This is a genomic window from Acidimicrobiia bacterium, from assembly GCA_041676705.1.
Taxonomy (GTDB): domain Bacteria; phylum Actinomycetota; class Acidimicrobiia; order Acidimicrobiales; family SKKL01; genus Actinomarinicola.
In genome coordinates, this window is the sequence record JBAYRL010000014.1 from 17389 (window position 1) to 31695 (window position 14307).

At 53.5% G+C, this 14307-nt stretch carries 15 protein-coding genes; 8 read left to right on the plus strand and 7 right to left on the minus strand.

The window, feature by feature from the left end:
• Positions 1 to 55 precede the first annotated feature (55 nt).
• The 7 genes from WC184_12475 (at position 56) to WC184_12505 (ending at position 5465) form a co-directional block, all read left to right on the plus strand.
• Positions 56 to 1258, plus strand: a complete 1203-nt coding sequence (locus WC184_12475) for a serine hydrolase domain-containing protein (GenBank protein MFA7478681.1) — start codon at positions 56 to 58, stop codon at positions 1256 to 1258.
• The gene (locus WC184_12480; GenBank protein ID MFA7478682.1) at positions 1249 to 2115 is read left to right on the plus strand and encodes a mechanosensitive ion channel family protein; all 867 of its coding nucleotides are present in this window, start codon (positions 1249 to 1251) and stop codon (positions 2113 to 2115) included. Before WC184_12475 ends, WC184_12480 begins: the two co-directional genes overlap by 10 nt.
• Positions 2116 to 2508, plus strand: coding sequence for a hypothetical protein (locus WC184_12485; GenBank protein MFA7478683.1), 393 nt, complete (start codon positions 2116 to 2118; stop codon positions 2506 to 2508). It begins immediately after the preceding gene.
• A 15-nt stretch (positions 2509 to 2523) separates the two neighbouring features.
• A complete protein-coding gene (locus WC184_12490) occupies positions 2524 to 2727 on the plus strand; it encodes a hypothetical protein (GenBank protein ID MFA7478684.1) in 204 nt (67 codons plus the stop codon).
• 9 nt (positions 2728 to 2736) lie between these two features.
• Positions 2737 to 3912: a steroid 3-ketoacyl-CoA thiolase gene (locus WC184_12495; protein ID MFA7478685.1), complete on the plus strand. Its 1176-nt coding sequence runs from the start codon at positions 2737 to 2739 to the stop codon at positions 3910 to 3912.
• Between the two features lie 101 nt (positions 3913 to 4013).
• Complete coding sequence (locus WC184_12500; GenBank protein MFA7478686.1) at positions 4014 to 4583, plus strand: thermonuclease family protein; 570 nt, start codon at positions 4014 to 4016, stop codon at positions 4581 to 4583.
• Between the two features lie 36 nt (positions 4584 to 4619).
• Entirely contained in the window at positions 4620 to 5465 is an 846-nt protein-coding gene (locus WC184_12505) for a polysaccharide deacetylase family protein (protein ID MFA7478687.1), read from the plus strand.
• Here WC184_12505 and WC184_12510 read toward each other — a convergent pair.
• Positions 5419 to 5856, minus strand: coding sequence for an SCP2 sterol-binding domain-containing protein (locus WC184_12510; protein MFA7478688.1), 438 nt, complete (start codon positions 5854 to 5856; stop codon positions 5419 to 5421). The two genes, WC184_12505 and WC184_12510, sit on opposite strands and share 47 nt — an antisense overlap.
• Positions 5857 to 5859: 3 nt before the next feature.
• Positions 5860 to 6732, minus strand: a complete 873-nt coding sequence (mca, locus tag WC184_12515) for a mycothiol conjugate amidase Mca (GenBank protein MFA7478689.1) — start codon at positions 6730 to 6732, stop codon at positions 5860 to 5862.
• 83 nt (positions 6733 to 6815) lie between these two features.
• On the opposite strand from mca, the gene murA reads away from it, so the two are divergent.
• On the plus strand, positions 6816 to 8108 hold the full coding sequence (murA, locus tag WC184_12520) for a UDP-N-acetylglucosamine 1-carboxyvinyltransferase (protein MFA7478690.1): 1293 nt from the start codon (positions 6816 to 6818) through the stop codon (positions 8106 to 8108).
• Here murA and WC184_12525 read toward each other — a convergent pair.
• The 5 genes from WC184_12525 to WC184_12545 form a co-directional block, all read right to left on the minus strand.
• Entirely contained in the window at positions 8105 to 11278 is a 3174-nt protein-coding gene (locus WC184_12525) for an error-prone DNA polymerase (protein MFA7478691.1), read from the minus strand. The two genes, murA and WC184_12525, sit on opposite strands and share 4 nt — an antisense overlap.
• A gap of 58 nt (positions 11279 to 11336) precedes the next feature.
• The gene (locus WC184_12530) at positions 11337 to 11792 is read right to left on the minus strand and encodes a chemotaxis protein CheX (protein ID MFA7478692.1); all 456 of its coding nucleotides are present in this window, start codon (positions 11790 to 11792) and stop codon (positions 11337 to 11339) included.
• Positions 11789 to 12634 carry a protein-glutamate O-methyltransferase CheR gene (locus WC184_12535; GenBank protein MFA7478693.1) on the minus strand — a complete coding sequence of 282 codons (846 nt, stop codon included), beginning with the start codon at positions 12632 to 12634 and terminating at the stop codon, positions 11789 to 11791. Before WC184_12535 ends, WC184_12530 begins: the two co-directional genes overlap by 4 nt.
• Complete coding sequence (locus WC184_12540) at positions 12631 to 13962, minus strand: chemotaxis response regulator protein-glutamate methylesterase (protein MFA7478694.1); 1332 nt, start codon at positions 13960 to 13962, stop codon at positions 12631 to 12633. Before WC184_12540 ends, WC184_12535 begins: the two co-directional genes overlap by 4 nt.
• A 67-nt stretch (positions 13963 to 14029) precedes the next feature.
• Positions 14030 to 14307, minus strand: a 278-nt coding sequence (locus tag WC184_12545; protein MFA7478695.1) for a hypothetical protein, incomplete at its 5' end; no start/stop codon positions are given.

Here is a 14307-nt window from a genome sequence, read left to right on the forward strand (position 1 = left end):
AGAACGATACAAACTGACCGAAACGATTGTTGTTAATAGGTCTAGGGTAGTGGCGATGGATACTTCACATGCCGAGCCTGAAAATCAGCCCGCCGCCTCCGTTCAAGGCCGCTACGATCCGGCCTTTTTGTCGGTGGCAGAAGTGTTTACCAGCAACTTCGAACCGTTCGAGAACGAATTCGGAGCTGACCCGGGTGACTTGGGTGCCGCCTTGTGCGTGATTGCTGATGGCCAAGTTGTACTTAATATGTGGGGTGGTTGGAAAGACCGTGCCAAAACCCGGCCTTGGACGAGAGACACACTGGTCAATGCATATTCATTAGGTAAAGCCGTAACCGCGGTGACCATCTTGTCCCTGGTCAATCGTGGCCTCCTCGATTTAGATTGGCGCCTCTCAAAAGTGTGGCCCCAATTTGTGGGCGGCGGGAAGGAATCCATCACCTTGCGCCAAGCCCTTTCACACCAAGCGGGCTTGCCGGGCATCCGTAGAACCATGGCACCCGAAGAACTATTCGATTTCGCTACCATGGCGGCTGCTCTTGCCGAAAGCGAACCCTGGTGGACTCCGGGAACGGCGCATGGCTACCACGTGAACACCCTGGGCCACCTAGCTGGCGAACCAGTTCGGCGAGTCACTCAAACCAGTTTGGGCCAACAGGTTCGGGAGTTACTTTCGAACCCCCTCGAGGCCGACTTGTGGATTGGCCTGCCCCGCTCGCTACACGATCGAGTGGCTGAAGTTGATTTCGTGGACAACGCCCCCAAAGAGCACCGACCGCATCAAGGCGACGGGGAATGGGAGCCCATGCGGTACGCGGCTTACTTCAACCCACCAGGCCTTTCGGGTATTGGCACGGTCAACACACCACAGTGGCGCGAGGCCGAAGTTCCTTCCACCAACTTGCATACCAACGCCGAAAGCGTTGCCAAAATGTTTAATGCCCTACTACAACCGGCAACCGGGCCGCTGCGCCTCACCGAAAGTCTGGTTACTGAAGCCGGAACCACCCACGCTGAAGGCCACGATCTGATCCTTGATCGCAATAGCCGTTTTGGTTTAGGGATGATGCTTCCCACGGCCGAACGCCCAATGGGCATTAGTGAAGCGTCATTTGGGCACTTTGGTAACGGTGGCTCTTTGGGCTTTGTAGACACCAATGCCAAGGTGGCGTTTGGTTATGTCATCAACCGCCCCGGTGATCGCTGGCAAACCCCGCGCACCCGACGGATTCTCGACGCGCTGAAGCAATGCTTCTAAGCGACTTTACCTACTGGCTACGAGGCGCAGGACTAGAAATTCTGCTGATTGGCTTAGGCGCGGCGCTGCTGCACCGGTTTGTACGCTGGCAGGCAACACGAATTGAACATCGACTAATTACAGCCATTCAAAGCCCTAAAATCCCGTCAAGCACAACGGAACAAGACCACAAATATCATTGGGCCTTAATCCAAATAGGTTCCTGGTCGATCATCGGTGCCATCTATTTCCTGGCGTCGCTGTTTATTATGGAACGTTTCAATGTGCCCCGATCGTCAATTGTGGCACCGGCTTCGATTATTGGTGCGGCCGTAGGTTTCGGCGCTCAACAACTGATTAAAGACTTAATTTCTGGTGGTCTGATCGTGGCGGAACGCCAATATGGCTACGGCGATGTCGTTCGATTTGATCCATCGGGAAGCGCCGATGGCGTAATTGGCACCGTCGAAGAAATCTCGCTTCGCACCACTAAACTCCGCGCCTACGGCGGTGAACTAATTACCGTCCCAAACGGCGATATTCGTCAGGTCGCTAATCTTTCTAAAGATTGGTCACGAGCCGTAATCGACATTCCACTCCCCAATCACGTGGACCTGGACAAGGTGCGCGAAGTTCTGACCGAAATCAGCAATGACCTGTGGGAGGATGAGCTGTGGCGGCCCTTGCTTCTCGAACGGCCCACCTTCACCCGAATAAACTCGCTAAATGTGGGCTATCTGTTGGTACGTTACGAAACTCGTACCGCACCTGGAGAGCAGTGGTCGGTAGCCGGGCAAATGCGCGAACGAATTACTCAGAAGTTCCAAGCAGCTGACATTTCTTTGGCTTCTGCCATTGTGCCGGGAAGTTTTCAGTAAATGGAACTGCAATCCACCCCTCTAAAGGGTCGTCCAAGAGCTTCCACGGTGATTATGGCGGTCGCATTTGTAGCCATCTTTGTGCTCTACATTTTCATTCGTCCCGATCCACCACCTCGCACCGAACTGGTGCCGGCCGTCCGCGTTCCGGTTAGTTCAACCACCACCACATTGGAAGAAACCCTGCCGCCTGAGGAAAACCCCGAAGGTGACGACGAAACACCAGGTTCGGAAGATGATGAAACCGGTGAACCGCTCGACACCACCACCGTGCCTGGCTCAACCGAGGCGCCAGATAGCACTAGCACAACCAGCTCTACTAGCAGCACAATTGTCGACGGCACCACGACTACGACGGTTTCTACCGAGCCCTCTGACAACGACCCACAATAAAATGTCACAGCTCGCGTGGATGATGGAAGCATGGAAACAAGACAGCTATTCATCATCGACAAACAACAGCCAGGTCAGCATGAGAAAGAGGGCTCTTCAAGCTGGCATCTTGACGAAGACACCCGTCAGCGTGGGCTGGCTGGTGTACAGCTAGCTCGCCAAGCTTTAGCACAGGCGTTAAGTCGTTCATTTGGCACCGATACCCCACATGCGGCCTAGCATCTACATATGAACGAAGTAGTAATTGTTGACGCCGTGCGCACACCCATCGGGCGTCGCAACGGCGGACTATCCACTATGCATCCGGCTGACCTCCTCGGCGAGGTTCAATCCGAGCTTATTCGTCGAAGCGGAATCGACCCCGCTGAGGTGGGTCAAGTTGTAGGCGGCTGCGTTAGCCAAATCGGCGAGCAAACTTTCAACATTGCTCGTACGGCCTGGCTTTCTGCTGGCTTGCCTCTGTCGGTTGCTGCCACCACGGTTGATGCCCAATGCGGCTCGTCCCAGCAGGCCACGAACCTAGCTACCACGCTAATTGCGGGCGGCGCGGTCGACGTTGCCATTGCTTGTGGTGTCGAGTCGATGAGCCGAATTCCAATCGGTTCGGCCATGCGAGTACAAGAATATGGTCGTCCCACCCCCGATAGTTACTTCGGCCAATACGAAATGACCTCGCAGTTCGAGGGTGCCGAACGCATCGCCGACAAATGGGGCGTAACCCGCCAAGACGCCGACGAATTCGGTCTTTTGTCGCAACAACGCGCCGCCCAAGCATGGGCCGAAGGTCGTTACGAAACCCAAATTGTGCCAGTTGAAGCACCCACGCTTGGCGAAGACGGCAAACCGTCTGAAACCAAGCAAACCATTAGCCGCGACGAAGGCTTGCGTGAAACCTCACTCGACAAACTGGCCGCTCTAAAGCCAGTGGCACGCGAGAATGGTGTTCACACCGCAGGTTCTTCCTCCCAAATCTCTGACGGCGCTGGTGCAGTGCTATTGATGACCCGCGAAAAGGCTGAAGCTTTGGGTCTACGCCCCCGAGCACGCGTAGTAGATACCTGCAACGTTGGTGTTGACCCGGTGCTTATGCTCACCGGGCCAATTGATGCCACCTACCACCTGCTGAAGCGCACCGGCCTAACCATGGCCAACATTGATGTCACCGAAATTAACGAAGCGTTCGCTTCGGTAGTCTTGGCATGGGCGCGGGAGCACAAAGTTGATATGGACAAAGTTAACCCCAATGGTGGCGCTATCGCCCACGGCCACCCCCTGGGCGGCACCGGTGCCATTCTAATGACCAAGGCCCTTCACGAACTCGAGCGCACCGACGGCGAGTTTGGGCTAGTAACCATGTGCTGCGGTGGCGGTCTAGGTACCGGTACCATTATCCAGCGCATTTGAGCGAGCCCGAAGCTCACATCTTCTTGACCGCCTTGTTTCCATAAGGCAAACCATTATTGCGGCGTATCGGCCGCCTTCTAAACCCTACGAATAGACGGCCGATGCGCGCTAAACCAGTTGAACTCTTAAGCCTCATTTCATTAGCCGGTCTTTTGGCGCTCGGGGCTTTAATTTATGTTGTCTGGCCCAACCCAAGCACACCGCTTCCCGACGGTCACGCCAAGGTGATCGAAGTTATCGACGGCGACACCATCAAGGTTTTGATCAACGGCACCGAAGAAAACATCCGTTTCTTAGGCATCGACACCCCAGAAACCCACCACCCCACCAAACCGGTCGAATGTTACGGCCAAGAAGCCAGCGACCGCTTAAGCAGCCTGCTACCTAAAGGTCAGACGGTACGGCTAGAACGTGACCTCGAAGCACGAGACCATTACAACCGAATATTGGCGTACGTTTACCTACCAGGCGACCCCGACGACGTTCACCTGAACCTGTTGATGGTGGCCGAAGGCTATGCCGTAACACTGCCTATCGACCCCAATCGCGCCTACCGAAGCGAGCTAGCCGCCGCCGAACAAAGCGCCAAGGCGCAGAACCTAGGGCTCTGGGGTTTCTGCGACGGCCCAGGGGTAGCACTCAATCCTCTCACCAGCTGGCGCCAGCCCTAATCGCTCCGCGGCCTCTTAGACGATAACGTCAATGGCGTGACTGCACTTTCCGAAGCACTTGGATATCCACCAGATTCGTGTCTGCTTATTGTCACGGCCCACGACCTTGGTTCTTGTCATGCTGCTAACGCTGGCGTTTACAGCTCGCTTCGCCACGGCTTCGCAACCAGTGCCTCGCTAATGGTGCCAGCCCCCTGGGCACGCGCCGCGGCCTCGGAATACCACGGTGAAGATATTGGCGTTCAGTTAACCCTAAACGCCGAATACGATGCGTACCGATGGGGCCCCATCACCCACGCTCCGTCGCTCGTTGATGGCGACGGCGGTTTCCCGCATACCCCTATCGATTTGTGGGAACACGCTGACCTAGACGAACTGCGCCGCGAGTGCCGCACCCAAATCGAACGCGCCATCGTTTGGGGTTTCGATGTCAGTCATTTGGATTCACACTTAGGAGCTCTTCACCTCCGGCCAGAGTTTTTCGATGTCTACCTTGATCTAGCCGTGGAATTTAACCTGCCAATTCGCCTACCTGGGGTTGAATACCAGCACATCGCTGGCTTTCCCATGCGCGATATCGCTCGCGAAGAAGGCATCTTGTTTCCTGACTACTTAAAGGTTGTGCCCGGTCGTGGTGTTGGTAGCCGCGACGCTATTAACCACGTGCTAAACGACATTACCCCCGGCGTGACCGAGGTTTATTTGCACCCAGCTCTCGACACCCCAGAGCTGCGAGCGTTAACACCAGATTGGGAAGAACGAGTTGATGATCTGGAGTTTGCCACCGGCGATGAGACCTTCAAGCGCTGCATTGACGAAGGCAAAATCACTTTGATCAGCTATCGAGATCTCCGCTTAGCCCAGCGCCAGAACCTGCACTGAATAAGGCCAAGGCCGCTTTGGTTTCGGGCCGATTTAAAGCCGCTAAGAACTCTAAGAGCGAACCAGTTGGACCTTCTGGTTTTAAATCACCCCTCATAAAGGCCACAGCCGGGTCGAGCTCACCCGCCAACAAACTCTGTAACTCGGCCGCTTTAATGGGCATCGTTAAAGTTGCCGGTTCTTCGTCGGGCAATGCAACGCGCACCGAATGCAACCAAGCGTTTTCTAGGCTCCATCGTGTGGCAACCTTGCCACCTTTGGTTCCAGAAACAACCAATTCGACCTGATCGGTTGGCTCTGCCGGGTTGTTTGGTTTGCCGGTGGTCGAATGGGCTTCAACTAAGGCCGAATTAATAGCGTTTAGCCAGTTTTCGTCAATTAGTAGCGGCACAGATTAGCTCCACTCCAAACCGTCGATACCTGCGAATAAGTCCGTTTCTGGTATCTCGGACTCCACCCGGGACTGGGCCAAAATGTAGTCGTCAAACGGATGAATCGAATTGGCAACATCTTCAGGCAGGCCGAACCAAAATGGAGAGGTTGGATCAACCTGGGTAGCGTGAGCCAATAATCCTTCAGTGCGGGCGTACTGAAAACCGTCGATGGGCACCTGGGTAGTAATGCGGTGATCTTGATCAACCCGGGTGGGGTTTAAGAAGCGTTCGGTGTACGGCGATTCTAAGCCCAGTTCAAGAAATTTTTCGTGTGTTTCGATCATGCGCTTACGAGACCACATGGAGTAATACAGCTTCAGCGGCGTCCAAGGTTCACCCAAATCTGGGTAAGCATTGGCATCACCAGCCCGTTCAAAAGCGGGCACGCTGATGTCATGCACCCGAAGATGATCAGGGTGCTCATAGCCTCTCTGGTCGTCGGCATAGGTCACCAAGACGTGGGGCTTGTATTGTCGGATCAAGGCCACCAAACGCCCAATGGCTTCTTCCAAGTCGGCTTGCCAGAAACTTTCGGGATGAGCATTAGATTCTGTCTCGGGCATACCAGAATCGCGATAGCCAAGACGTTCAACAACTTCGTAACCAATCACCTGAGCTGCCAAATCAAGCTCACGAGTTCGAACGGCAGTGATATCGGCACGAACTTCGTCGTTGTCCATAGCCGGGTTCAAAATGCTGCCTTCTTCACCGCCGGTGCAGCTAACCAGAACCGTGAGCGCCCCCATGGAGTGATATTTGGCGATAGTTGGTGCGCCTTTGGATGACTCATCATCGGGATGAGCATGGACAGTCATAATTACCGGTCGTGTCATGGAATCTAACGCTAGCAAGTTGTCGCATGTCACCGGCACTATGGCCGGGTGTTACACCGGCCGCGCACTAGGCTTAGAGCCAAATGGATCGGTTCAAAATCATTGGTGGACGCCCACTCAGCGGCACCGTTCGCCCCGCTGGAAACAAAAACTCCGCTTTGCCTATGTTGGCGGCAACCTTGTTGGGCGATAGTCCAAGCATCCTGTCAAATGTGCCCGACATTGGTGACGTTCGGACCATGTTGAGTTTGCTTGAAGCCCTAGGTGCCGAAGTTGAACGTGGCAGCAACGGTACGGTGCGGGTAGACCCAAGCCGGGTACGGCCAGTTCCCCTCGACACCGAGCTATCAGCCAAAATTCGTGCTTCGTTGTTGCTAGCCGGGCCGATGTTAGGTCGCTTTGGGGAAATCACGCTGCCGCCACCTGGGGGCGACACTATTGGTCGACGACGTAACGATACCCACTGGCTGGCTCTTGAAGCTTTGGGGGCAACCCTAGAAGTGGTCAATCACATTCACGAGCTGCGGGCACCTGCTGGCCTGGTGGGTGCCGATATTTTGTTGGATGAAGCTTCGGTGATGGCTACAGAAAATGCGGTCATGGCGGCCGTGTTGGCCAAAGGCACCACCATTATTCGCAATGCTGCTTCCGAGCCCCACGTGCAAGATCTCTGCGCCATGTTGGTGCAAATGGGTGCCAAGATTGAGGGCATTGGTTCCAACCTGTTGGTAATCGAAGGCCAAGACAACCTGTCGGGGGCCAACGTCACGATCTCAGCTGACTTTATGGAGATCGGCTCGTTTATTGGTCTGGGGGCCATCACGGAAGGCAATCTGCGTATTGGCCCGGTGGACCATGAAACGCTCCGTATGATTGTGGCTAAATTCGATATTTTGGGTGTAAAAATCACCGTTAATGGCGACTACATTCAAGTCCCCTCAGGCCAAGAACTAATTATCCGGGAAGACCACGGCGGTAAAATTCCCCGTATCCATGAAGCACCGTGGCCAGGATTTCCAGCTGACTTAATGTCTATTGCCTTGGTAGTGGCCACCCAAGCCAGCGGTACCGTGCTATTGCACCAGTGGATGTTTGAAAGTCGGCTTTATTTCACCGACCGGCTGATTGAAATGGGGGCCCGCATAATTGTGGCCGACCCCCACCGAGCGGTGGTTACCGGCCCTTCGCTGCTTCGCGGTTCTACTGTCCAATCACCTGATATCCGGGCTGGCATGGCCTTGTTAATGGCCGCTATGTGTGCCGAAGGCCCATCGACCATTGGCAACATTCATCAAATAGACCGAGGCTACGAGCGAATTGATGAGAAGTTGCGCATGTTGGGGGCCGACATCGAACGCATCTCTGCTAATGACTAGCGGAAATCTCGAGACATAGAAACCTTTGTTCTTAGATCCAAGGCCTCTAAACGCTCGGCTTTTATGTTCACTACCCCGCCTTCGCCTCGTTCTAGCTGACCTTTAATAAGCAAAGCGTTAGCGAAACGAGCAGCATGGCTGTATCGCTGCCAAGCTCCCTGAGACACAATCACGTTCACAAACCCGGTCTCGTCTTCCAAGCTAACAAAGGTCACCCCAGCCGCAGTTGCCGGACGTTGCCGATGGGTTACCACCCCCGCTACCAGCACCTTGGCCCCATTCGGTATCAGCTTTAAGCCTTTAGCTTCAACAACACCTTTTTCACCCAAGGCTTCCCGCAGGAATCTGGTGGGGTGCCCTTCGGGAGATATGCCACTAGCCCATAAATCGGCCAAAGCTGTTTCTTGGGCATCCATTTTGGGTAGCGCTGGGGCTTCTTGCACGTTAACAATTCCAGGCAGAGTGCTTTGGTTGAGACCCGCCAAGGCCCCACTAACCCACAAGGCCGAACGGCGATCAGCGGCCAAATCTCCAAATGCTCCGCTAATGGCTAGTGACTCTAAAAGATCTTTCGGCGTTTCGGTGCGCTTAATAAAATCTTCGATGCTGGTGTATAGACCGTTTTCTTCACGTTCGGCCACAATTTGGTTGGCTATGGTGTCACCAAGATTCTTAACAGACGACAGCCCTAAGCGAATACTTGGCCCTCCTAAACCCCATTCGATGGTGGTGGCCCGAAAAGCGGCATTGCTAAAAGGACCTTCTAAGGTGGCCTGGGTTTGAGACCGATTTAGGTCGGCACCGTAGGTATTAACCCCATGACGTCTGGCATCTTGAACTAAAGAATGTGGTGAATAGAACCCCATGGGTTGGGCGTTGATTAACGCCGTGTAAAACACAGCGGGGTAAAAACGTTTTAGCCAAGCACTGGCATAAACCAAATAAGCAAAGGAAACAGAGTGGCTTTCAGGAAAACCAAAATCGGCAAAAGCAGCTAGTTTCCCGTATATAGCTTCGGCTACTTCACCAGTGATGCCCCTCGCAGCCATGCCTTGAAATAGCTGTTCACGCAGCTGTTCCATACGTTTTTTACTCCGCTTAGAACCCATTGCCTGGCGAAGCTGATCGGCCTGGGCAGGGCTAAAACCGGCCACATCAATAGCCATCTGCATCAGCTGTTCTTGAAACAGCGGCACCCCCAAGGTTTTAGCCAGCGACCGCTCAAGCAGCGGGTGTAAATAGCTAACCTTTTCGTGTCCGTTACGACGACGAATGTAGGGATGCACCGAACCACCTTGAATAGGCCCAGGCCTAATAAGGGCCACCTGGACTACCAGATCGTAAAACTCTCTGGGTTGCACCCTGGGCAAAGTGGCCATTTGAGCCCGGCTTTCGACCTGGAACACCCCCACCGAGTCAGCCTCACACAACATGTCGTACACCCGGTCATCTTGGGGTAAAAGAGCCAGGTCAACCTCAATGTCGTAATGCTGCTTTATTAGATCTACCGCCAGATGGAGAGCGGTCAGCATGCCTAGACCCAACAAGTCAAATTTCACTAAACCCGCTGCCGCACAATCATCTTTATCCCATTGCAGAACTGTGCGACCGGCCATGGCACCCCACTCCACCGGACACACTTCGCTCACCGGGCGATCGCAAATAACCATTCCACCAGGATGAATACCCAGATGACGAGGCGAGTCGACCAACTCGCTGACCAGCTCTTTCACCAAAGGTGGGGCCCCATATTTATCATCTGGGGTCCACCGATCAATTTGTTTAGCCCAGGTATCTTGTTCAAGTTTTGAATAGCCCAGCGCTTTAGCGACTTCCCTAACCGCAGATTTACCCCGATAGCTAATCACGTTGGCCACTAAGGCGGCTTTGTCACGGCCATAGCGTGTATACACGTATTGAATAACTTCTTCTCGTCGATGGCTCTCAATGTCAATGTCGATATCGGGGGGACCATCGCGTTCGACCGACAAGAACCGTTCAAACAGTAAACCCAGTGATATGGGGTCGGCTTTAGTAATGCCCAGGGCGTAGCAAACAACCGAGTTGGCCGCTGAACCCCGACCTTGACAAAAAATCTCTAAGCGTTCGCATTCTTGAACAATGTCCCAAACTATTAGAAAGTAACCGGCAAAACCTAAGGTCTCAATAACCGTTAGTTCATGCTCAATTTGTGCTTGTGCTTTGGCTACTATTTCAGGGCTTTTCTTGCTGTAAAGCCGTTCTGCGCCTGCTGATACCAAGCTCCGCAGATACGAGTCTTCGTTAAATCCGCGGGGGCAAGGAAACGGTGGCAACTTAGGGGCAAGCAGCTTGAGATCAAAAGCGCAAGCTTGGCCCAGCTCACTAGCTTGTTCTATTACCCCAGGAAAACGGCTAAACCAACGGCTTTGTTCCGCCCCAGAGCGAAGGTGCGCACCCGAGCCTCCCGGCAACCAACCATCCATCTCATGAATGGGCTTACCAGCTCTAATACTGGCCATAACTTTGGCAAGCCGATGCTGCTTAGGGGTGGCATAGTGAACGTTGTTGGTAGCTACTAACCCCACCCCAGCATTAACAGCCAGCCTGGCTAAGGCTTCATTACGGGTTTCATCCAGCGGGTCACCGTGGTTCCAGAGCTCCACGTAAATGTTCTCACGCCCAAACAACTCCACCAGTTCATCTAGGGTCCGCTTAGCCGCCCGGGGACCATCTGCGATGAGGGCTTTATTAAGTGGGCTCTTACGACAACCAGTTAACACCGCCCAGTTACCACTACTGGGTGTAGCTTGTCCCAACGTTGCCAAATTAAGCTTCGGCGCTTGTTTTTTCCCTGCTAACTGGGCTTCGGTGAGCACTTTAGCTAAGTGCTTATAGCCAAGTGGATTACGAGCCAACACCACTAAATGATCACCACTAGGGTCTAGCCCGTTGGTACGACTTGTGGTGGCATCCAACGACAGCTCAGCGCCAAAAATGGTTGGTAAACCCACTTCTTGGGCGGCTTGTGCGAAACGTACTACCCCGTAGAGACCGTTGTGGTCGGTGATCGCCAAAACCTCCAGGTTTAACCTGGTTGCTTCTTCTACCAACTCTTCAGGGCTTGAAGCGCCGTCTAGGAAACTTAGATTAGAGTGGCAATGCAGCTCGGCATAGGGAACAACTGACACCCCCAGAACAATACGAACATACGTTCGGTTTTTCAAGAGCCAAGGGCATTAAGAAAATTCAGCTGCCACCGTTAATCGATACCACCACACAGCTAAAAGGCTGGTCGTCGGCTAAAAAGTTGACCCTCACCAGCTCGGTAGCGCCCATCACATTCATATCTAGTCGCTCCCCTACCGCCACTGTCGGCAGCGACAGCCGAGTTTCACCGCCGATCAAAGCCTTCACGTTGCCACCGCCCATGTTGGCCAGCTCACCAATCACATCGTGAACTTCGCTCTCAGGAGGTTCTTCCCCATCTTCGTAACCCAACATGGCAGCGGTAAAGCTAACCGCTCCCGCCATTGGGGTTTCAATCATGAAAGCACCTTGCCAGCTACCGTTTATCTGCACCGCCGAGCGAACTTCACGCCCCTCATAGGCCAGAGGATTTTCCACCACTACAGCGTCAAGACCTAGCATCGACTCCCAAATTTCAACTGCTATTTGGGTTATGTCATCGGCGCTAACACTCATTTAGCCTGCCCTTCTACATGAGATCGAAGCTGATAGATTCCTGCTCGCGTTGGATTAACCCGAACAAAAGAATCATCAATGTTCAATGTAGTTTCGGCATTCCCGAGGAATAAATAACCATCGGGCCGCATAATTTTCTTAACCCGAGACAAAATCTTCTGTTTTGTTGGAATATCGAAGTAAATCATGACATTTCGTAACATAACAATGTCAACATTAGGGACTTCGGTCCAAGGCCCAATCAGATTAATTACCCCAAAGCGGACCATTTTCCGCAGTTCATCTTTAATTACCCACTGCGTACCATCATTGGTGAAGTAGCGAGCCATCAAATTAGGTGGTAAGCCACGGCTTACTTCTAATTGCGAATAACGCCCTTCTCGCGCTTTATTAACCACCGATTCTGCTAAATCACTAGCCAAAATACTTACACGCCAATTAGTTAGTTCAGGGAAACTATCGCGTAAAACCATGGCCACGCTGTAGGGCTCTTGCCCGCTCGAACATGCCGCTGACCACAAGGTGATAGATTGCTCCACCGAGCGTCGACGAACCAGGTCGGGAATAACCGTAGATTTCAAAGCCTCATACGGGTGAAGATCGCGAAACCACGATGTTTCATTGGTGGTCATGGCTTGCACCACCTCGTGATGCAAACGGCTATAAGGCTCATACCGAAGTTTGGCCACCATGGCGCCAACATCTTTGAAACCAGCGGCTTGAGCCACTGGTCGCAGGCGGCTTTCCACCAAATAACCTTTGCCCGACTCCACCACCAAAGCTGCCGAGGTATAAACCAGTTCTCTTACATATTGAAAATCGGCCTGGCTAACAGCACTCAACGCCCTGGCCTCCCATCACCAGGCGCTGCTTCCCGCATCACGCGGCCGAAAGAAACTCTCTGCATAATCTCATTAGGCAGATTAGTGAGACTGTAAACCTCAGTTGTAATGCCACCTTCAACTACCGCCCCCGGCATACCCCACACCACGCTGGAGGCTTGATCTTGGGCGATCACTTGGCCACCGGCATCTAGAATTGCTTGGGAGCCGCGCATGCCATCACGGCCCATACCAGTCATTACTACCGCCAGCGCATTCACACCATAAATCTTGGCGACCGATCTGAACAACACATCAGCAGCCGGTCGACAAGAGTTCTCTTTGGGGCCACTGTTCAAAGTTAGAACCTTGCTACCCGAAGCCGTACTTCCCACCTCAAGATGAAAATCGCCAGGGGCAATCCAACATTTACCCGGCTGCAAAACGTCACCTGATTTGGCTTCAACCACCTCGATGGCAGCGTTGGCGTTGAGGCGTTCGGCTAGCAACTTAGTGAACATGGGCGGCATGTGCTGAACGATCACAATTGGCACTGGCATGTTCAGCGGTAACTGTGGCAGCAACTCGGCTAGGGCATTCGGTCCCCCCGTTGAGATGCCAATGGTGACCACATCTACCCGATTGGCTAAACCCTGGGGGCGAGCTGCACGAACTTCGCGTGGCGTGGCTGCCGCCTGAGTAGGGCCTACACCACCTCGTCGGGCCGGGTTTGGTGAATTTGTGGCCGCTGATGCTCTCGGAGAATCACGAGGTGGTCGCCTGCTTGGTGCCGGTGGTGCCGTGGTGGCATCTGATATCACATCCCGGCGACTTCGATGCAGCTCGGCTTGCATAGCCCGATCAACCTGGGGTGACAAACGACGTCCACGCTCTGGGGACACCGGCGGAGGTTCGTTGGCATCAGGCAACCCCGTAAGGGCCAAGATTCGAGGTACTAGCTCATCTCGAACCAGTTCGATAGCCGCGGTAACACTGCCGACATTGGCGGGTTTAGTGACATAGTCATTAGCACCTCGCATTAACGCTTCTAAAGTGACCGCGGTACCACGTTCAGTAAGGGTGCTGAACATTATAACCGGCAGGTTTGGGTATTGACCCCGAATCGCAACCAGGGTTTCAATACCATCCATAACCGGCATTTCAATATCTAAAATAACCAAATCCGGTTGTAGCTGCTCTATTTTTTGAAGTGCAATTTTGCCGTTGGCGGCGGTGCCAACCACATCAATAGTTGGCACCTTGGCCAGCACATCAGAAACTAAGCGTCGCACCACCACCGCATCATCAGTAATAAGAACCTTTGCCCGGCGGTTCGGATGTAAACCCACTGCGTTTCTACCTCTCCGCCCTGGTGAGCCTGATGGTTGGTTATTGCATAGTTACTTTAGGTTGTTATTAACCAGAGTGATCAACCGGGTCGAAGCCAACGGTCGTCAATGGAGCACTAGACAAGCTTGGCGCGGCCACGGGCTTCGGTGTGCGGTTTGGTACTGGTATCGACAGAGAAGCCCTGTTTACCAACCCACTTTGTTGGCCAGTAGCACTGGTTTTGCCGACGAGGGCTTGGAGGTCGGCGGTGACTCGTTCTAAATCAGCCTGAGCCGACAAAATCGCTTGGGCGCCTTCGCTGGTAGAACGAGCAGCATCAGCAACATGAGTAATATTATCCGCAA